Annotated in this window: 32 protein-coding genes; 15 read left to right on the top strand and 17 right to left on the bottom strand. The window is 28.2% G+C overall.

All coding sequences use genetic code 11. The features are described from left to right. Window positions 1–5: 5 nt before the first annotated feature. Window positions 6–326, bottom strand: a complete 321-nt coding sequence (locus HA141_RS01940; protein WP_209116466.1) for a DUF3303 domain-containing protein — start codon at window positions 324–326, stop codon at window positions 6–8. Between the two features lie 171 nt (window positions 327–497). Between HA141_RS01940 and HA141_RS01935 the strand changes: the two genes are divergently transcribed. Next, complete coding sequence (locus HA141_RS01935; protein WP_209116465.1) at window positions 498–680, top strand: hypothetical protein; 183 nt, start codon at window positions 498–500, stop codon at window positions 678–680. Window positions 681–716: 36 nt separating this feature from the next. Here HA141_RS01935 and HA141_RS01930 read toward each other — a convergent pair whose 3' ends face one another. Then, window positions 717–1,094, bottom strand: coding sequence for a phosphoenolpyruvate carboxykinase (locus HA141_RS01930; RefSeq protein ID WP_209116464.1), 378 nt, complete (start codon window positions 1,092–1,094; stop codon window positions 717–719). A gap of 137 nt (window positions 1,095–1,231) precedes the next feature. After that, on the bottom strand, window positions 1,232–1,375 hold the full coding sequence (locus HA141_RS01925; RefSeq protein ID WP_209116463.1) for a hypothetical protein: 144 nt from the start codon (window positions 1,373–1,375) through the stop codon (window positions 1,232–1,234). A gap of 182 nt (window positions 1,376–1,557) precedes the next feature. Here HA141_RS01925 and HA141_RS01920 point away from each other — a divergent pair, with 182 nt between their 5' ends. Continuing rightward, complete coding sequence (locus HA141_RS01920; protein ID WP_209117956.1) at window positions 1,558–1,743, top strand: hypothetical protein; 186 nt, start codon at window positions 1,558–1,560, stop codon at window positions 1,741–1,743. 18 nt (window positions 1,744–1,761) lie between these two features. Here the strand turns inward: HA141_RS01920 and thiD are convergent, their stop codons facing one another. Both thiD and HA141_RS01910 read right to left on the bottom strand, forming a co-directional pair. Further along, entirely contained in the window at window positions 1,762–2,541 is a 780-nt protein-coding gene (thiD, locus tag HA141_RS01915; RefSeq protein ID WP_209116462.1) for a bifunctional hydroxymethylpyrimidine kinase/phosphomethylpyrimidine kinase, read from the bottom strand. Window positions 2,542–2,592: 51 nt separating this feature from the next. Beyond that, window positions 2,593–3,216, bottom strand: coding sequence for a TenA family protein (locus HA141_RS01910; RefSeq protein WP_209116461.1), 624 nt, complete (start codon window positions 3,214–3,216; stop codon window positions 2,593–2,595). Window positions 3,217–3,302: 86 nt separating this feature from the next. Between HA141_RS01910 and HA141_RS01905 the strand changes: the two genes are divergently transcribed. After that, window positions 3,303–4,799, top strand: a complete 1,497-nt coding sequence (locus tag HA141_RS01905) for an FAD-binding domain-containing protein (RefSeq protein ID WP_209116460.1) — start codon at window positions 3,303–3,305, stop codon at window positions 4,797–4,799. Window positions 4,800–4,926: 127 nt separating this feature from the next. After that, a complete protein-coding gene (locus HA141_RS01900) occupies window positions 4,927–5,100 on the top strand; it encodes a hypothetical protein (RefSeq protein ID WP_209116459.1) in 174 nt (57 codons plus the stop codon). A gap of 20 nt (window positions 5,101–5,120) precedes the next feature. Here HA141_RS01900 and pip read toward each other — a convergent pair whose 3' ends face one another. After that, the gene (gene pip / locus HA141_RS01895; protein ID WP_209116458.1) at window positions 5,121–6,074 is read right to left on the bottom strand and encodes a prolyl aminopeptidase; all 954 of its coding nucleotides are present in this window, start codon (window positions 6,072–6,074) and stop codon (window positions 5,121–5,123) included. 869 nt (window positions 6,075–6,943) lie between these two features. Here pip and HA141_RS01890 point away from each other — a divergent pair. Beyond that, window positions 6,944–7,141, top strand: a complete 198-nt coding sequence (locus tag HA141_RS01890) for a hypothetical protein (RefSeq protein WP_209116457.1) — start codon at window positions 6,944–6,946, stop codon at window positions 7,139–7,141. Between the two features lie 29 nt (window positions 7,142–7,170). After that, the gene (locus HA141_RS01885) at window positions 7,171–8,019 is read left to right on the top strand and encodes a CPBP family intramembrane glutamic endopeptidase (RefSeq protein ID WP_245157253.1); all 849 of its coding nucleotides are present in this window, start codon (window positions 7,171–7,173) and stop codon (window positions 8,017–8,019) included. A 255-nt stretch (window positions 8,020–8,274) separates the two neighbouring features. Here the strand turns inward: HA141_RS01885 and HA141_RS01880 are convergent, their stop codons facing one another. Further along, complete coding sequence (locus HA141_RS01880; protein WP_002805475.1) at window positions 8,275–8,523, bottom strand: DUF1651 domain-containing protein; 249 nt, start codon at window positions 8,521–8,523, stop codon at window positions 8,275–8,277. Window positions 8,524–8,595: 72 nt separating this feature from the next. Beyond that, on the bottom strand, window positions 8,596–9,024 hold the full coding sequence (gene arfB / locus HA141_RS01875; RefSeq protein ID WP_209116455.1) for an alternative ribosome rescue aminoacyl-tRNA hydrolase ArfB: 429 nt from the start codon (window positions 9,022–9,024) through the stop codon (window positions 8,596–8,598). A gap of 89 nt (window positions 9,025–9,113) precedes the next feature. Between arfB and HA141_RS01870 the strand changes: the two genes are divergently transcribed. Continuing rightward, entirely contained in the window at window positions 9,114–9,464 is a 351-nt protein-coding gene (locus HA141_RS01870) for a hypothetical protein (RefSeq protein ID WP_245157252.1), read from the top strand. 229 nt (window positions 9,465–9,693) lie between these two features. After that, complete coding sequence (locus HA141_RS01865) at window positions 9,694–10,038, top strand: hypothetical protein (RefSeq protein WP_209116454.1); 345 nt, start codon at window positions 9,694–9,696, stop codon at window positions 10,036–10,038. Window positions 10,039–10,138: 100 nt separating this feature from the next. Here HA141_RS01865 and HA141_RS01860 read toward each other — a convergent pair whose 3' ends face one another. The 3 genes from HA141_RS01860 to HA141_RS01850 form a co-directional block, all read right to left on the bottom strand. Continuing rightward, a complete protein-coding gene (locus tag HA141_RS01860; protein WP_209116453.1) occupies window positions 10,139–10,411 on the bottom strand; it encodes a small RNA NsiR4-regulated ssr1528 family protein in 273 nt (90 codons plus the stop codon). A 66-nt stretch (window positions 10,412–10,477) separates the two neighbouring features. Then, entirely contained in the window at window positions 10,478–10,927 is a 450-nt protein-coding gene (locus HA141_RS01855; RefSeq protein WP_025953438.1) for a peroxiredoxin, read from the bottom strand. Window positions 10,928–11,227: 300 nt separating this feature from the next. Next, complete coding sequence (locus HA141_RS01850) at window positions 11,228–11,467, bottom strand: non-structural protein (NS2)-like protein (RefSeq protein ID WP_209116452.1); 240 nt, start codon at window positions 11,465–11,467, stop codon at window positions 11,228–11,230. A 405-nt stretch (window positions 11,468–11,872) separates the two neighbouring features. Between HA141_RS01850 and HA141_RS01845 the strand changes: the two genes are divergently transcribed. Together HA141_RS01845 and HA141_RS01840 are read left to right on the top strand one after the other, a co-directional pair. Beyond that, the gene (locus tag HA141_RS01845; protein WP_025891414.1) at window positions 11,873–12,139 is read left to right on the top strand and encodes a TatA/E family twin arginine-targeting protein translocase; all 267 of its coding nucleotides are present in this window, start codon (window positions 11,873–11,875) and stop codon (window positions 12,137–12,139) included. 4 nt (window positions 12,140–12,143) lie between these two features. After that, window positions 12,144–12,536 carry a hypothetical protein gene (locus HA141_RS01840; RefSeq protein ID WP_209116451.1) on the top strand — a complete coding sequence of 131 codons (393 nt, stop codon included), beginning with the start codon at window positions 12,144–12,146 and terminating at the stop codon, window positions 12,534–12,536. 1 nt (window position 12,537) lies between these two features. Here the strand turns inward: HA141_RS01840 and HA141_RS01835 are convergent, their stop codons facing one another. Continuing rightward, entirely contained in the window at window positions 12,538–12,855 is a 318-nt protein-coding gene (locus tag HA141_RS01835; RefSeq protein WP_209116450.1) for a hypothetical protein, read from the bottom strand. A gap of 91 nt (window positions 12,856–12,946) precedes the next feature. Between HA141_RS01835 and HA141_RS01830 the strand changes: the two genes are divergently transcribed. Continuing rightward, window positions 12,947–13,162, top strand: coding sequence for a Nif11-like leader peptide family natural product precursor (locus tag HA141_RS01830; protein WP_209116449.1), 216 nt, complete (start codon window positions 12,947–12,949; stop codon window positions 13,160–13,162). A gap of 1 nt (window position 13,163) precedes the next feature. Here HA141_RS01830 and HA141_RS01825 read toward each other — a convergent pair whose 3' ends face one another. Next, complete coding sequence (locus HA141_RS01825; RefSeq protein ID WP_209116448.1) at window positions 13,164–13,649, bottom strand: hypothetical protein; 486 nt, start codon at window positions 13,647–13,649, stop codon at window positions 13,164–13,166. Between the two features lie 321 nt (window positions 13,650–13,970). Between HA141_RS01825 and HA141_RS01820 the strand changes: the two genes are divergently transcribed. After that, window positions 13,971–15,500, top strand: coding sequence for a phytoene desaturase family protein (locus HA141_RS01820; RefSeq protein WP_209116447.1), 1,530 nt, complete (start codon window positions 13,971–13,973; stop codon window positions 15,498–15,500). 116 nt (window positions 15,501–15,616) lie between these two features. Beyond that, entirely contained in the window at window positions 15,617–15,820 is a 204-nt protein-coding gene (locus HA141_RS01815) for a hypothetical protein (protein WP_209116446.1), read from the top strand. 11 nt (window positions 15,821–15,831) lie between these two features. Here HA141_RS01815 and HA141_RS01810 read toward each other — a convergent pair whose 3' ends face one another. Continuing rightward, window positions 15,832–16,122, bottom strand: a complete 291-nt coding sequence (locus HA141_RS01810) for a TIGR03894 family protein (protein ID WP_209112488.1) — start codon at window positions 16,120–16,122, stop codon at window positions 15,832–15,834. A gap of 90 nt (window positions 16,123–16,212) precedes the next feature. Then, a complete protein-coding gene (locus tag HA141_RS01805) occupies window positions 16,213–16,419 on the bottom strand; it encodes a hypothetical protein (RefSeq protein ID WP_209116445.1) in 207 nt (68 codons plus the stop codon). Between the two features lie 301 nt (window positions 16,420–16,720). Between HA141_RS01805 and HA141_RS01800 the strand changes: the two genes are divergently transcribed. Further along, complete coding sequence (locus tag HA141_RS01800; protein ID WP_209116444.1) at window positions 16,721–17,029, top strand: hypothetical protein; 309 nt, start codon at window positions 16,721–16,723, stop codon at window positions 17,027–17,029. A gap of 272 nt (window positions 17,030–17,301) precedes the next feature. Here the strand turns inward: HA141_RS01800 and HA141_RS01795 are convergent, their stop codons facing one another. Then, window positions 17,302–17,442 (bottom strand): hypothetical protein, encoded by a 141-nt coding sequence (locus tag HA141_RS01795; protein WP_209116443.1) that lies wholly within the window; start codon window positions 17,440–17,442, stop codon window positions 17,302–17,304. A 155-nt stretch (window positions 17,443–17,597) separates the two neighbouring features. On the opposite strand from HA141_RS01795, the gene HA141_RS01790 reads away from it, so the two are divergent. Continuing rightward, window positions 17,598–18,107: an alternative oxidase gene (locus HA141_RS01790; RefSeq protein WP_209116442.1), complete on the top strand. Its 510-nt coding sequence runs from the start codon at window positions 17,598–17,600 to the stop codon at window positions 18,105–18,107. Here the strand turns inward: HA141_RS01790 and HA141_RS01785 are convergent. Continuing rightward, complete coding sequence (locus HA141_RS01785) at window positions 18,104–18,538, bottom strand: NADH-quinone oxidoreductase (RefSeq protein WP_209116441.1); 435 nt, start codon at window positions 18,536–18,538, stop codon at window positions 18,104–18,106. The two genes, HA141_RS01790 and HA141_RS01785, sit on opposite strands and share 4 nt — an antisense overlap. Window positions 18,539–18,852: the final 314 nt, after the last annotated feature.

Genomic DNA, 18,852 nt, shown 5'->3' with positions numbered 1-18,852 from the left:
TTGAATTATCCCATTGCTGCAACAGCTTCAGCAACTTGTTTGTTTCTTTGAATAACCTCATCATCATTTAAAACAGCAGTGATATTCCAATCAAGGCCAAATTTAGCTCTCCACACTCCAAAATGTTGAGATATTGCTAAGTGATTATCAGCCTTGAAAGTTACAAAAACCTCTCCTGTTTCTGGCGCATGGAATCTACTTACCAATTCAAATCCATCAAAATTATCCATTGGTGCACCGGAAGCAATATACTGCTCAAACATCTTGTAACCCTCGGACTGAGAAATTCCGTCTGGAATAAGTCCATGAACATGATAGTAAGCCATAAATAAAAATCATTAATGTAATTTCAATTTAAAAACCATATTTTAAAAAGCATTTAAATTATCTTTGAATTTAGATTTTTAAGCCTTTTTCAATATGAATTAGCGAAAAAAGAATCTTTATTTGGTATCGCATGTACCGTTTATAAATTATTTGCTAGCTATTAATTGGTTATGAGTTATTTTGCTGAAGCTAACCATATTGAATATGATGCATGGTTCGATGAAAATGTCGACCCACTGGATCTTGTGAATTACTCAGATGAAAAGGAGTTTAGTGATTCGGTACACTTTAAATTCCATAATATGTCCACTAGAAATTTAACGATTGGTTCTTCTGATAATTTTCACTGGTAAGTAAAAGATTTTTCACTCGATAGATATTTATAAATCTTACGCGGAATATGTTCCATCACTTTCTCTTCTTCCCTTTGCCAATACAATTTCATCTACAACTTTTTCAATCATGTAAGCACTTTTTTTACCAAAGCATTTTTCTTTTTTAATACTCTCAAAATCATTTGGGATTAAATCATTATATTCACAACAATCACATTTAATATCAATTTTCTTACCTCTGAAAACCTCCAAAGCTCTAGAAAAAATCCATTGCTGAACTGAAATACTTTCCCAACTATCAAAATTAGACCAATCATCAAAATCAGTACTTAGGATTCCTTTTAGTCCATCTGCCTTGTCAACAAATGATAAATGTGCATCTTTTCTTGATTCATCTTTAATTCCAATTACTTTGACAGAATTTTGTTTCATTCGTAATAAATCAATAAAGATACTATATATTTCTAAAGCAAAATTTGATTAGCCATTAACGAAAAAAATCTTTTGAATCCGCATTAAAAATATTAGCAATTTAAAAACAAGTCAAAATAAACTCAAGTTTTCAAAACTTAAGCGCAAATAACTGACAAGTCTACAAAATTCTTATTTTCATCTGCTAGTTCAGTAATGATTCTATTGAGCCATTCAGAGGTCGTTTCACAATAGCCTACATTTAAAATAGTTTTTTGCTTTGCTGTTTCTTCTTTATACATAGTTAGAGTATTTTCATATAATTTAGTCTTTGACTAAATCTATGTGAATAAGTCTTAATTACTATCTATTTCAAAAAGTTGTATTTAATACATATTTAAGAACTGCTAGTAAACAAATAAAATTAAATCGTTGACAAGAAATTCTATACAAGTAACAGTAGAAAAAAATTATTATTTAACCTATGAATAACATCAAGATTGAGGAATTGATGAAAGTAAGGTTCGATGGTATTGCAAATAGAATTGGGCAATTAAACAAAAGGGAGAGTGAGTCTTTATTGCTTGAGCATCTTGAGTGGTTGGAGGGAGGATGGGAATCTGAAGAAATCTTATTTTTAAAAAAACCCTACAGAAAATGGTGGTTCTAACTCCATTTCTATAAATAATTAATAATGGCCCAATGGACCTGGGCCGGATCCTATTTTGTAAGAATTTTCTAAAGATTTCTCAACAAATAATTTTGCTTTGTGTATCGAATCAACTAGCTCAAAACCTAAAGCTTTGTAACCACAAATAGCAGCACTCAAAGTACAACCGCTACCGTGGGTATTTTTTGTATTTATGAAATTATTAAAGAGCCAATCTTTTCTACCATTTGAGTCAAGAAAAAAATCCTTGCCTTTCATATCTGCTAAACCTCCACCTTTTATAAGTACCGCTTTAGCTCCAAGACCAATAATATTTCTTGCTGAATTTTCGATATCTTCTTTACTCCTTATTTCTAAACCAGAAAGTAGATTTGCTTCATAAATATTTGGAGTTACCAAATCCGCAATTGGTAATAAGAGTTTTTTATAAGCATTAATCGCAGAATCTTCAAGTAATTTAGAACCCGTTCTTGCAACCATTACTGGGTCAATAATTTTGGTTATCTTATACGTATTTAATTTTGAAGCAGTATCAACAATTATCCTTTCATTTAATAACATTCCAGTTTTTAAAGCATCAATACAAAAATCAGCAAATAAAGTATCTAACTGACTTAGTAAAGTATTATTCTCTACTGGTTCAACGCATGCAACCTCAACACTATTTTGTGCAGTTATACATGTAATAACAGAACATCCATGTACTTTAAGGGCCATAAAAGTTCTCAAGTCAGCCTGAATTCCTGCTCCACCACCAGAGTCACTACCGCCTATTGAAAGTGCAATTTTAGAATACATGGTTTAAGAAACAAGGATTTATAAATATAATAAAAATATTTTAAATTTAAATTAGAAATCTGAATATGCATTAAAAAAATCTAACTCCAATTCCATAGCTCTCCTGTATAAAAATTTTGCCTGATTAATATCATATGTTTCTTTATTGGTCTCAATAAGATTTTCAAGTGAATCTGCTAGCTTTTCAAAGCTCTCATCAGAATAAGTAATTATCCATTCTTTATATTTAATGTCAAATTCCTCTTTATACAAACTTTTACCTATCCAAGAATAAAGTCGCATACATGGAGTCATTGCAAACATTATTTCAAGAGAGCTAAGTCTTTTTGAAGTATCATCAAGAAAATCTGTATAATTTTTTGTAGCTTTTTTTATATAGTTATTAGATAAATCAATATCCCATTCTTTTGCATAAGTTTCATGAAGTATTAACTCCTCTGAAACTCCCATTAAAAGTTCACTCAACTTCCTTATTGAATATTTATCTTTTGATTTAGAAACTGCAAGACCATATGCCTTAGCAAAAGTCTCTAAAAAGAAATAATCTTGAGCTAAATATTCTTGAAATATATTTTTAGGGAGACTTCCATTCTTTAAACCTTGAACAAATTTTGTATTTAAACTTAGTAAAGCGATCTCATAATTATCCTCCCAAAGTTTTTTTGTTATTTTCATTTTTTTGATTTTTAGTTATTCTAAAATTTTTTATATTTTTCACCTACAAACTTAATCTTATTTTTCTAAGATTAAAAGAAAAAATTATGAAAGAAATAAATATCTTATGGTTTAAGAAAGATTTAAGAATTTATGATAACGAAGCTCTTTGTGAGGCTATAAGAGATTGTGATATTTTACCTATTTACATTATTGAGGTAGATATTTGGAGCCAAAATACCCATTCACATAGACAATGGCAATTTTGCAAGGAAAGTTTAATAGATTTAAGGAATGCACTTGCTGAGATCGGACAACCATTAATTATTAGAACTGGAAATGTTATTAATATTTTTGATGAAATTAGTTCAAAATTTAAAATCAAAGGTATATTTAGCCATCAAGAAACCGGAGATTGGCTTACTTATAAAAGAGATCAAAAAGTAAGAGAATGGGCTTTAAGCAAAAATATTATTTGGAAGGAATTTCTACAATTTTCAGTTTTTAGAGGAAATTTAGATAGGAATAATTGGTCTAAAAAGTGGCAAAAAAATTCCGAAAAAAACTTACTTAAAGCTCCATTAAGAATTAATTCTATTAACTTTAATATTGGAGAAATGCCCTCAGATGAAATTTTTACCTTTAAAAAAGAAACTTGTCCAGGAAGAATGCAAGGTGGAAGAAAGAAAGGTTTAGAGAGAATGCAATACTTCTTTAGTAAAAAATTAGATTCTTATTCAAAAGATATATCTAGCCCAGAAAAATCATTTGATAGTTGTACAAGATTATCCCCATATATTTGTTGGGGATGCATTTCATTAAAAGAAATTTTTAAAAAAGCAAATATATCAAAAAACAATAATTCCCGGATGTTAAAAAGCAGATTAACATGGCATTGTCATTTTATTCAGAAACTTGAAAGTGAACCAGAACTAGAGTTTAGGGAATACCATCCTTTTTTTAAAAATATTAGAGAAAAAAATAATGAATTACTTAATTCATGGAGTTCAGGTAATACAGGCTTTCCTTTTATAGATGCATGTATGCGTTCATTAAATTTCAATGGATGGATTAACTTCAGGATGCGAGCGATGTTAATGTCTTTTGCTAGCTATAATTTATGGCTGCCATGGCAAGATTCAGGTTCTGAATTAGCAAATAAATTTGTGGATTATGAGCCTGGAATACATTGGAACCAATGCCAAATGCAATCTGGAACTACGTCTATAAATACCAATAGAATTTATAATCCTATCAAGCAGGGAAAGGATCATGATCCTCAAGGGAAATTTATAAAAAAATGGATACCAGAATTAAAAGATATTTCACTTAATTTCATTCATGAACCATGGCTATTATATAGATTTAATCAAGAAGAATATGAAAAAATTAATTACATTAGACCAATAATTGACATCCCAATTAGCACTAAAAATGCAAAGAAGAAACTTCAGGAAATCACTAAAAAGGTTGGATATTGGGATATCTCAAAAGAAATTTATTTGAAGCATGGCTCTAGAAAAAGGCTTAGAAAAAATATAAATAATAAAAAAATTGTTTCTAAGGTAAAGGAAAAACAATACGAACTGAAATTAGATTTCTAAATTTTATTGTCAGAAATTTCCAGATTCCTTTTAGCGCATATGAAAATTTTTTAAATTTTGAAATTACATATATAAATCCACGATGAAGTAATGGAAGCTTTAATGTATTTATTAAGTTTTAATAATTATGTCTGAAAGATTTGAATGGGACGATACCAATAGTTCAGGGATATGGTGGAGTACTAATGTAAGTATTAGAGACGAGTGCATTTTGCTCAAAGATGATACTCAATGCGAAGATTCTGATATCGTCGAACTTCTTAGGAGTATTGCACAAAATATTGAAGATAATGGCCTTTAATTTTTAAAAACATATTCTGTTTATTGGAGATTTTCAATTCCTTTTACAGCTTTTATTAATTCGATACTTATACCTTTTTCACTCATTGAATGACCAGCATCATTAACAATAATTAATTCAGAATTCTTTAATTTCTTATTTAGATCCCAAGCACTCCTAACAGGACATACAACGTCATACCTCCCTTGAATAATTTTTGTTGGAATCGATTCTATTGTTTTTATATTTTTCAAAATAAAATCATCTTCTAAGAAAATATTATTAATAAAATAATGACATTCTATCCTTGCAAAGGCATCTGAAAAAGAATTAACTTCAGACTTATCAAAATCAAATTTTTTATTTATTAAATGACTTGTTGAGAGTTCCCATTTTGTCCAAGCTGCTGCTGCTTTTGATCTCAGATTCGCATCTGAAGATGTTAGATATTTATAAAAAGAACTTATTAAATCATTTCTCTCTTCTTTTGGTATTACAGAAATATATTCTTCAAATTCATCGGGGAATATCTCACTTGCACCATATTGATAGAACCATAACAATTCAAACTTTCTACATAAAAATATCCCTCGCAAAGTTAAGCTGATAACTCTTGAGGGATTTTTAATCGCATATATAAGTGAAAGTGTTGAGCCCCAAGATCCACCAAACAAATGCCAAGTGTCTATTTTTAAAAGAATCCTTAGTTTCTCAATATCATCAACTAAATGATTGGTCGTATTTTCTTTTAATTCCGAGAAGGGAGTTGAAGAACCGCAACCTCTTTGGTCAAATTGAATAATATCGAATTTATCTGGGTCAAAGTATCTTCTATATCTTGGTTGACTTCCTCCTCCTGGACCTCCATGAATAACAAGAATTTTTTTACCATTTGGATTACCAGATCTTTCCCAATAAATAATATGAATATCACTTACTTGTAAAAAACCCTTTTCACGCACTTCAATTTTAGGAAACAAGACTTGATCTTTCATTTTGAAATATTTTTAATCAATTTATTAATCTATATTATCCAAGAAGAAGTCCAGTTTAGAGGAAATTTGTTAAATAAAAAAAGGACTGTTGGTACAGTCCTTTTTAATATTTGATTTCCTTCTTACAGGATATAAAATTACATATTTTAAAGTCTATTTACTCATAAACCTAGAATACGTGAATTCGGGGATTTCTATCGATAATTTCAGTCCCTATTGTCGCTAGTAATTATAAAGCGAAGTCTTATCAGACTAATTGATTGAACTTTAATTTTCGAATAATCCCATTCTCAGGAATACGCTTCCTATATTTTGGAATTTACTAAATTTCAGGCGGACTATCAATCATTTAGATTGCCTCCGAACTCAACATTTATAAATTACTCCTTTTTATATTTTCAGTAAATCCGTAAATATGCTGATTTACTTTTTTCTTAATTTGTAAGAGGATTTTAATGATCCTTTGTTCTTTATAGATAAATATAAAAATTAAAGTCTATAATCCCTTATTTATTCAGATTCATAGAGCAAAATAGATTCAATTATTCTTTTATCATTATATGAATTATGGATTTCATCAAAAAGAACAAGATATTAACACTAATGGCGCTAATTGCAGTTTTATCATTTGCATTAGAAAAAGTAGGCATAATACACCCTTAAATTAATTAAGTTTATTTGTAAATAATTCCTAATGAAATAAGTAAACCGATACTACTACTGCAAAAATAAGAAATGGAGATAATAATGTAAAAACTAAAGTTGAAAGATTAATCAGCATAAATTTTAAATAAATACACAAATTTAATAAACATCACTTTTAAGCATTTGCAATAAGTAAAATTTAAATTATTACGATATAAAAAAATTTGAATAAAGAAAGATATAAAGAAGAATATGAAGAGGGCTCAGACTTACTATGGCCTAGTGATAAAGAAGATAAAATAACCCGTCAATTTTATAAAGATTTATCTAATCTTTCAAAAAACATAAATTATAGTAAAAAGAAAAAGCTAAAACTTTTTGAACAAGCAGTTAGAATAATAAAAGGCAAAGGATGGGGTTAATTAATATTTAAACTAAAATGAAAAATGTAATGATACTAATTAGAAGTTTTTTTCTTTTAAGACCAAGATTTTTATCCACTATATTTTTTATTCCTATTCTTTATTGCATTGGCTGGACTTTATCTCAGCCACTTTTATTGTTTAATTTTGAAAAAGAAAATTTATCCTTAATTGGTACTATTATTACTTTCTTACTTTTTATCTTTTTAATCCCATATTGGTTTTATATCAAACGAAATAAATCGAATGCTTGGATAATTCTTGGTATAACAAAAGACAAATTCTTGAAAAACTTTTTCAATTTTTCTCAAGGTATTTTATTTGCTTTAGTTTTAATAATTCTAATTCTGGTACCACTATTGCAAAAAAATTATATTTCTTGGGTAGGTGAATTCTCGCCAATAATATTGTTAAATTCTATTTTACTGGGATTAGGTGTTGGATTCGCAGAGGAAATAATTTTTAGAGGCTGGTTACTAGAAGAATTAAAATTTGAATATGGCACAAAAATATCAATAGCTTTACAAGCTATAATTTTTAGCCTGGTTCATAATTTATCAAATGAGATCTTTTGGAACATAGTAGGATTACGTTTGGGATTTATTTTACTTGGAATATTTCTATCATTAGTAAAAATTAGAGGTAAAGGTTCTTTATGGAATTGCATAGGAATTCATGGAGGACTTGTGGGTATTTGGTTTTTATTAAATAACGGATTAATAGAATTCAAAGAAAATACACCTTCATTTTTAGCAGGGCCTTTTACACAAAATATTCCAAACCCAATCGGAAGCTTTAGTTCAATTTTAATATTACTTTTGTTATGTATTTTTTATACTGTAAAATCAAAAAAGATTTTTACTAAACGTTTTAATTAGATATAAATACCGATTGATTTTTGATTAGTAATTGTCAGATTAAAATAAAGCTTAATATTCATATGAACTTTGATGCAGGAATAAGATTCATTGTGTTTTTAATAATTTTTGGATTTACAAACTATCTAATGATGTTGAAAAGATATGAAAAAGACATCAAAAAAAAGAAATATTTGCAACAGGAAAAAATTTCCAGGCTATACCCTAAAGGTTCATATATTTTCTGAAATTAAAAAAAGTTTTTGTAGAATTTCCTCACCATTTTTTATTAGTTTTTTGCCAACCCTCATTTAACAATTTTTGCCATAATAGTCTCGCTTCTTCAATAACAATTTTTTTTCTAGTTTTCATTAATGGAGGATTTTCTCCATGAATTCCCATAATAATTCCTTCTTCAATAAACATGTAATCAATAGATTTATCAGAATAATCTCTATCTTTATAGAAACGCATCACCCCTACAAAATTAGAGTCAATTAACCAGAAATCATTAGTTGAATTCAATAAACCAAAATAAAATTAAATTTATCACATGCTTTGATTGCAATCTGCGAGGAAAATATTTATTTAGTTTATTCATATTGGATATGTTTTTTCTTTTTGTCTACTTTTTTTCAATTCGCCACGTTTTTTCTTAACCTCAACTCTTTTTTTTTGTGATGCTTTAGTAGGTTGTGTAGATTTTCTTAATTTAAATGGTTTATTTAAAGCATTTTTTATGATTGAACTAAATTTCTTTAAAGCTAGCTGCCTATTTAATAATTGATTTCTGTGTTCTTGAACCGCTAAACGCAAGCTATTATTTACTAATTTGTTTTTCAAGTTTCTTTTAAGAATTTCTTTCTGATTATCATTTAATACTTTGGAATCTTCTAAATCAAAAATAAGCTCTACTCTACTTTCAATTTTATTTAAATTTTGCCCTCCAGGGCCCGAGGATCTGGAAAATCGCCACTTAATTTCGTTGAATGGGATTACTAATGTTTTAGTAATTTTTAAATCCATTTTTAGTTCTTTTTAATTAAAATTTTTAGAATCATCTCCTTAACACTTTAAAACATACCTTAAATTCGATCGGTAAATACTGGGCGGTTATGTTAGGTAAACCGAAATTCGGTGTATTTGCCGTATCAATATCTTCGGTATTTATCCTTTCATATTCCAAAGAATTATCAGATATTGAATTTGTACTAATTCAAAGGTCACTTATGTATTCAATGTTTGATCTTCTTTTTGAAACACCTTCATTTCGTCCTGTATATGTTATTTCTGATAGTGAAATGAAGGAGTTAAAGAAAAACCAACATCAAGAAGAGCTTGATGAAATTAAAACACAAAAAGTAAGACTTGAAGATGCTTTTAAAGCTCAACTAAAACATCTTGAAGATAGAGAAAAAGAAGTAAAAAAAGAACTTAAAGTACTCTCAGCCTCAAAAGATAAATAATTTATTTTTAGAGAAATTACTTTTTTCAAAGACGGTTAAAAACCGTCTTTTTTAATTCTTCTAGTTTTAAGGTATCTATTAAATCCACAGATTTTAAAAATATTTTACATAATTAGAAAATGAATAACAATAAAGAAAAAATAAGAATGTTTTTACCCTTTAGTTGGGTAATTTGCGCAGCAATATCTTTTGCTTATATAAATTCACATTTAATAAATACTTAATATAGATGTCTTATCCCTCAAGAGACGAAATACTTGCATCTTCAAAAGGGTGGGTAGCATCTTTTTTAAATTTTCTTCCTGGTTTAGGATCGGGTTACTTATATCAGAGAAGATGGAAACCCTATTTTTTTACCATCATTGCTAGTACTGCATGGTTCGCTTTAGGTTTTTTTTTACAAGGAGATTCAGAACCCTCTCAAAGTGAACAAATAATTGGAATTTCTGGTCTTTTTTTTATATCAATAGTTACAGTTATAGAAGCAAACTTAGCTTTCAAAAAAGCAAGTAATAAAACAAAAGCTGAAAAAGAGAAAATAATTTCCTCTGAAAAAAAAAGATGGTTTAAATAATTCAATAAATTACATATAAAAAATATCTAATTAGTTCTCAGTTTCTTAATTTAAATAAATAATTACCATAAATTATTTTTAAGATAATTAAAAATTTTTTTTAGTTATAAAAAAATAAAATTTCCTTTTCTTTAAGACCTTCCCATCCCGAGTCTATTAATAATTGATTCAATGTTTCTTTATCAAAATGCTTAGAACCCGTTTTGACGCATCTATTTCTCATTGATTTTTTAACACCACTCCTTTGTCTTTTATTCTCCTCATCCATAATTTTGTTATATAGATCTAGCATTTTTTGAGGTATTGGAGTACCGTCAAGATCCACTCCATTTTGAATAGCAAGATCAACAGCTTGCATTCCCATTTTCTTCATATATTAAAAAAAAGCTGAAACCATAATAAAACAAAAGTTATTAATCTAAAATTCTTTAATAATAATTTATTGATTTTGAATTTCCTTAAGTACTCTAATAGCCTCTTTAATGTGTTCAGGACCATTCAATAAATCTCTAAAAATATGCCTAACTGTCCCTTTGCGATCGATAACGTAAGTTACCCTACCATCCATAAAACCTAATACTTTAGGAACTTTAAAAGTTTTCCTAAGAGCGTCATTCGTATCACAAAGTAATGGGTATTGTAATTTATTTTTATTTGCAAATGCTAAATGACTTGAGGTACTTCCATTACTTACTCCCCAAACTTGTGCACCTAATACTTTAAATAAGTCATATTTATCTCTAAATCCGCAAACTTCTATGGTGCAACCCGGCGTATCATCTTTTGGATAAAAGAACAAAACAAGGGGATTTTTTAATCCCTTATTTGATCTTTTAACTCCATTTTGATCCAGTAAAGAAAATTCTGGAATTTTATCTCCAATCTTCACAATGATTCTTATAAAGTTCCATATTAGAGGTTAATATGTTTTTTTTGTGGCCTTAAAATAAATAACTGATATTTAAGTCAGTTTTTTTGTTTTAAAAGATACTAAAAAATTATTGAAATAAACTAGGGTGAAATTATTAATTCAATAATATGGAATTAATAATTTATATTTTTTTATTTCTTATTCTTTTTTTGGGAGTTATTTTTAACTTAAAAATAACTAATTTTAAAAAAGTTAAAGAAATAAGAAACAAAGCTAAAGATTATTCAAAAAAGAATAATTAAATATGCATTGCTAAGATTAAAATTCAATTTTTTCATTTGGAGTAAATACTGAGCAATATTTTTTTACTAGATCCTTTGGCTGATTAGAGGAAGAATTCGTTAATTTTAATTTTAGTTTTTCTATAGCCTCATTAGCATTAATCTCACCGAGTCGATATCTTGCACACGTATCCAATACTTTAAACATTTTAGTGGTAACAGCATCAGCTGGATAAATTAGAAAAAAAAGGTAAAAAACAACAAATAAGTATTTCATTTTTTTTAAATAGTTAATATTTAGCGAATAGTTTCAATAATTTAGAAAAAAATTAAATTAGAACAAGATTTAAATTTAATAGAATAATTTAATTTCAGTAGAATTTAGGATTTCTATAAAATAATATAAAATAAATTAAGATAAAATAAGTGATATTAATAAATAATCTCGGTGAAAATGAGAAAATTAATAGATAAACATAAAACTTTTATAAATTGGTACCAAAAAAAATCCAAATTGAGTGATTATCAACTACTTTGGTTAGTTTTCTTTAAAGGAGTATTAATAACAATAATATTTTTAAAAATTTTTTAATATTAAAAAAGCTGTTCTGAGAATGAAATTTTCACATGATTTGACTATATTTAATAGTAGATTTCCTAATTAGTTAAATAGTTATCAGTTATGAATATTTTTGGTGTAGGTTTGCCTGAAGTTACCGTAATACTTATCTTAGCTCTTTTAATTTTTGGTCCAAAAAAGCTTCCAGAATTAGGAAAACAGCTTGGTAAAACTTTGAAAAGTCTTAAAAAAGCGTCGAATGAATTTCAAAATGAAATCGACCAAGTTATGAACGAAGAAGATAAAGATGAATCTCCTAAATCTATAGAAAGCAATCAAACCAATGAAATTAATCAAGAAAAAATAGATTCAGAAAACAGCAAAAAATAATATCTTGGATAGGCCCATAACCCCCATAGACGAATTTGAAAGAGCATTAGATAAAGCAGCTCTTACTAAAGAAGAATATGAATTGATAGACTACATCCGCTATAAAAGTGTTTTTACACAACCTAGTCTTATTAAAGATTTAAAAAGGCCATCAAAACCTCCTCTTTTGTCAGTTCTATGTCAAATTTGCAGAAAAATTGGTTCAGAAATGCCAGATCATTTCAAAAAAGTAATTGAGTGGTCAATTGAAATAAGTGATCACAATACAAAATGGGATGCTCATTTAATTTGCGCAGAAGCATTGAATATAGACAAAATCCCATTAAGTCCTATTCATGGAACAACTTTATTTGATGTTCTTGTTGTACACAAAGAATTATTTCTTGGATTTGATTAAATTAATCATCTAAAGGCACAGAATCAGTATCTATAACTTCCGAATCATCATACTTATTTATTTTATTTTCAATCAAGTTATTTATATAACTAACTAAAGGCAATGAACCTCTAAAAATAAAAATAGAGGTAGGCAAAGCGCTTAATAAACCGACTATAGGACTTTTAAAAAGTAATCTTCCGGCTTTTATGTTAAATAAAATAATAAGCGCTGAGGGGACTATAACTTTAACTACTGTTTTAAGCGCCTCAAGCCAACCTACACGATATGTCCACCATATTAAAACTATGCCAACTATGTAGAGGAATAAGTAAGTCATAAAAATAGTATAATGATTATCTATTTATCTTGTTCTTGCTAAGAAAAAGATTTTATAAATTTCTTGAACATCAATCAATCAAATTCTAGTAATGAGTTTTTCTGAAATAAGAAAATTTTTAATTAAGATGCAATCTAATGAAGAATTGAAAAAGCAGGTTACGACATCCTCTACAGCAGATGATGTAGCCCTAATAGGTCAACGCTTAGGTTATGACTTTTCAGGAGATGATCTCTTAAGATTTAATGGACAAAAAGTAGATAAAGTTACCGTAAGAAAGGTAGATCATCCAGGAGAATACCACTAAATTAAGACTTAACCCATATTGCAAGCCCGCCGCCCCTGCCTCGAGCACATAACCAATTATCTTTAATGCTTATTCCTACAAGTGAGAAAAAAGGCATATTTTTATCTTCTGGTTTTTTTAATTCCTTATTAAATATAGGAAAACTACTAATACTAATTTTCAATTCTTCAAAATAGAAAGCCAACAAAGGTCTAATCCCTTTTAATTCTGCACTGCCTATAAAAGTAATATTTAATAATCCGATATTAATTGAATTTTTTATTTCATAATTTATTTGATCCTCTTTATTTTTACTTTTCAATTCGAGTCTTGCCGACAATACTTGAAGAATCGAACTGGGTATATTTTTGATTTCATCTGACTCCTTTCCCCATACATACTTAAACTTCCATATTCCTAACAATTCTTGATATTCAATTCCGCTACCATTTTTTTGGGAATTTTTTTCTAATAGTCTTAACTCATTAATATCAGGAAAGTGTTTCATAAGAGATTTAAATCTAAGAATCAAATACTAAGATAACTTCATAAAAAATGTTCTTAGTAAAAAAATCTCTCCAAAAAGATTTCTTTGTTTCAATATATTTCCAAAAAAATAATTTTTTGGCACACATAAGGAACAAGATCTCGTTAATATATTTACATAAAGTAACTAAATCAATGGATTTCATTTCTAAAAGCCAAGGATACATACCTCTTAAGGCTGTTCCCTACATTTTTTTCCTTGCTGTTGTTCTAAGTATTACAACTTCAACTAATACATTTGTTTAAAACACATTAGTTTTACGATAAGAGTAAAAAATATTTAATGATCGAATACGATGTTGTAATAATAGGTAGTGGAATAGGTGGATTATGCTGTGGTTCAATTCTAGCTTTATCAGGCAAAAAAGTACTTATATGTGAAGCACATACCCAGCCGGGAGGAGTCGCTCACAGTTTTAAAAGAAAAGGTTACACTTTCGAATCAGGACCTTCATTGTGGAGTGGAATAGGTAAATGGCCGACAACTAATCCCCTAGGGCAAATTCTTAAATTACTTGATGAAGAAGTTGAACTATTTCAATACAAAGGTTGGCAAGTAATTGTCCCAGAAGGCAATTTTAATCTTGATGTAGGGGAAGAACCTTTTAAACAAACAATTAAAACTTTAAGAGGTGAGAAATCTGTTAAAGAATGGGAATCATTTATTTCCGAAATAAAACCTCTAAGCCAAGTAATAAATCAAATACCTTTACTCTCATTTTCTCCCGAATCAATAAATTTCTTAGATCTATTAAATTTAACCTCAAAATTTTTACCTAATATCAATCAAATACCAAAAATTAATAAAGGCTTTGGGAATTTAGTTAATAATCATCTAGAGGATCCTTTTCTCAGAAATTGGGTTGATTTATTGAGCTTTTTGATAAGTGGTATGTCAATGCATGATACAAATACAGCTGCGATGGCTACTTTATTTAACGAATGGTTTGAACCAAATTCATACCTTGAATACCCCAAAGGAGGTAGTGAATCTATCGTAAAAGCATTAATTAATGGATTTAAAAAAAATGGAGGAGAATTAATTCTTTCTTCGAGAGTAAAGACAATTAACTTCAATAAAAATTTTGCCACAGGTATAACTCTTAATAATGGTTCTAGTTATAGTTGTGAATCTGTTGTCACGAATACTGATGTTTGGAATTTAAAAAAGTTGATTCCAAATGAAATTTCAAAAAAATGGAATACAAAAGTTTTGAACCCTAATAAATGTGATTCTTTCCTTCATATACATCTAGGTTTTGATGCTGATGGTCTTGAAAATTTACCAATACATGCGATACATGTTGATGAGTGGGAAAAAGGTATAACCGCAGAAAGAAATATAGCTGTATTTTCGATCCCATCTGTTTTAGATAAAAATATGGCCCCTGAAGGAAAACATATTCTTCATGGATATACCCCCGCAAATGAACCTTGGGAAATTTGGGAAAACCTAAATCCAAAGGGACTAGAATATAGAAATTTGAAAGAAGAAAGATGTTCAATATTCCTTAATGCAGTGCGAAAATTCATCCCTGATATAGACGAAAGGATTGATTTAAAGATGCTAGGGACCCCAATCACTCATAAAAAATTCACCAATACCTATTGCGGTAGTTACGGCCCAGCATTATCTGCAGCAAAAGGTCTTTTCCCAGGCTGCAAAACTCCAGTGAAAAATTTATTTACTTGCGGTGCAAGTACATTTCCAGGTATTGGAATTCCTGCTGTTTCAGCAAGTGGGGCTTACGCAGCTGAAAAAATTATTGGTAAAAAAGAATTTAAAACTCTTCTTAAGAAAATAAATTTATGAATTAAGTTCTTTTTATAACTCTAAAAATACTTAGTTAAGAAATAAGAATAAACAAAGCAAAAACGTTCAATAATGATAATGTTTAGCTGAACATAAACTTAACTTATAGCTCTTATATGTTTTTCTTATCAATTCCTCAAGCCTGGCATTTAGTTGGCACTTGGTCAGAACAATTTCCAAGCGAGTCAAATCTTATAGGAATGGGCCAAACAGAATTAATGATGACTTTACATTCAATATTCGTTCCGCTCTTACTTGTAATTTCATATTACCTATTCAAAAGACTTAATAAAAACAAATCAAAGAAAATTAAAGGATGATCATTGAAGGTTTATTTAGCTGAACTTCTTCTAACTACTTTTCTGCCTGAAGAAGTATCAACTCCGCTTGAATCTTTAGTTTGTGAATTAGTTTCAACATTATCAACATCACTTTTGTCCATTTCTGCGCAAACACCTACTACCATGGCAGCTTGCATTTGATCCGGTAAATCTCCAATTGTTAATAAGGCCTTTAAAACTAATTGAAGTCGCGTTTGCCGATCTATTTCAGGTCTTAGTTTTTTTACGGTATTCCAAAGTTCTTGGGTAACTTCTTTTAAAAGTTCTCGATCAACAGCCAAATTAAATCCTTCTCGTATTTCTACTAATCTAACAAAAAATTGGATCTCGTAAAATAATATTCAATAAAAAAATTGTTAGTTAATATTTTACTATCCAAATACAAGTTGCATTTGTTGGTGCAATTGAATCTTCTCTTCAAGAAGTTTATCTTTTTCAATCCTTTGTAGAGTAGAAGTTCTATAAAATTTTTTTTGAATCTTTATTGGAGTATTTTCAAACTTTACATTTTTGCTTATTAGAAAATTCCACTCTTTTAAATTAAAAGGGGCATAAGGAGAAGATGAAATCACTTTCATGTCTAAATAGTAAATCTGTACTAATAATAGTACAGATTTACTATCATGCAACATTTGAATCGACTTTTTCTTAATTTTAAAGTGTCTTTGAGGATTGATTGATTTTTTTTATCTATTTTGTAGGATTTATAAGTTTGATAAATGAATAAAAGTATCATACGTAACTTATTGATCCCTTTTTTTAGTGTCTTAAGACTTTTCTTGCTTAAAAACCTCTTAAAATAGTCAATTTGTTGAAATTAACATTGACAAGATATATTTAGTAATCCTTCCTATAAGAAGAATAATGATTTGATCAAAAATGCTTCTTAGTAATGCAAAAAGACTAAAAATCCAAGGAATAATAAAAAGAATTGCTCAAGATAAATCAATTACATTAGAAGAAAGGATATTTGTTCAGAAATTTGCACACCATAATTCGACAATTTCTCTTTGGCTGAAAAAAGCTAACAGCTTTAGAAGAAATGGCACAAAAAATGATGGGGGAATTGATAACCTCTTACAATCATTTGGGATAGATGGACTAGATAAAGAAAATCATTTCAACCCTAATGAAGATGATATATCGGATTGGTTTGGCGGTGCTCCTGGTTGGCTAAGGAGAAGCTAGATCCATTAATTATTCAATTTATCCAGGCTATCTTACACAAATATATACTCATAAAAGATATAAATACCCAAAAAAGCCATGGTATAAATTTAATCGGCACTAAATATTTTTTTGAAAAGGTTTTCATATTTATTTTTCTTTTAGATTATTTCTTCCTTACCGTTTTTGAAAATAGGTTTAATTGCTCTATTTATAAATTAAACAATATTAGAAACCTCAAGATATTAAATCACTTTAAGTAGATAAACTTAAGTAGCTTTAACCATAACAAACTAAGCAACTTTATTTTCAATCTTCCTTGAAAAATTTACTATTTTTGCCTCATCATGCTCTGAATCATTCCAAAATTTTATAAGTCTTTCTAATTCATCAATCCTCTTTTTGGCATTTGCAATTTTTTCAGTAGTTGTCATATAAAATTTTTATCTATCCAATTAATGCATGAAAAAAAAATATTTCAATGGAAGTAACAATTTTTAAACTATAAATATTAATTTTTGGTTAATTAGTTCAATACATTATAGTCCTCGAGCGGCTGGGTAATTATACTTAAAGAAAAATTAAATTTATGAAGAAATTAAATTCTTTGATTTTGAATAGTACAGTTAACTTCTTAGACTTCATATACTCTGGTAGATCTTTACAAAGATTTTGGGTTTTAGAAGTTATAGCTAGATCACCTTATTTTGCATTTCTTTCGGTTCTTCATTTTAAAGAATCCCTAGGAATTAAAAATGAGAAAACAATGATTTTAATGAAAGAACATTTTTATCAAGCTATTAACGAAACTGAGCATCTTAAAGAAATGGAGAAAAGAGGAGGAGATAGGTTCTGGATTGATAGATTTTTCGCGAGACACCTTGTGCTTGTCTATTACTGGATCATGGTTTTTTATTATTTCCTCTCTCCAGCTAATGCTTATGATGTCAACATAAAAATCGAAGAACATGCATTTGAAACTTATTCCAAATATTTAATAGATAATCCAAATGATCAAAAAATAAAAGAAATTGCTCAAGATGAATTAAATCATGTCCGAGAACTTAACGAAGCTTTGTCAATGCTTACAACAGTTTAGATTAATGCTGAGAAATCTATTAGCAATATTGAGATTAGCACCGAAGAAGAAATTAATCCTAGGCTAATCATTAATAAGACATAACCTTTTTTTCTAGGCAATTTATAAAAAGATATTCCAATAATTAATATCATTATCAATGAGAAAAAAATTATAATTTTTTCATTTACTAAATTGAGATTTAAAACTAAATTTTTTTCTTCAAAAATCTTGAGAAATTCAGATAAAACTAATTCCTCTTCTATTTTCTTAAAATAGTCAAATGAGCTTATAAAAGCAGAACTTAATAAAGATAATGCAACCAGTGCAGTAACTGGTTTTGTTAGCCTGTTAAGTGTTCTGTTGAAACTTGCTAATAAAATAAGAATAAATAAAGAGGTTAAAAAAGGTATTAAAGGTATAAGAGTTGTTGAATTTATAAAATTTCCCACGAAAATAATATGTATCTAACTTAAAATTTTATATTATTTCGACGCGTTATTTTATTAGATAAGATTTTTTAAAATCTAAAATGTAATTAGTACCTATTGCATTCTGTGTAAATTGATACCAAAATTAAATTAGTATTGAAAAATAAAATGTTAGCCATTTCTGAAATTATTATTGCAAGTGCTATCTTCCTAGGAATTGTATATTGGGAAGTTAAATTCCTATATACCAAGACTACTGTAGCGAAATGAATTCACTCAAAGCAGGAAAATAAAAACGTAGAAAATTTAAATAAAATTTAAGAATTAAAGTTGAC

The organism is Prochlorococcus marinus XMU1402 (assembly GCF_017696205.1).
Lineage (GTDB): Bacteria > Cyanobacteriota > Cyanobacteriia > PCC-6307 > Cyanobiaceae > Prochlorococcus_A > Prochlorococcus_A marinus_AC.
This window is presented reverse-complemented; position numbering and strand designations above follow the sequence as displayed.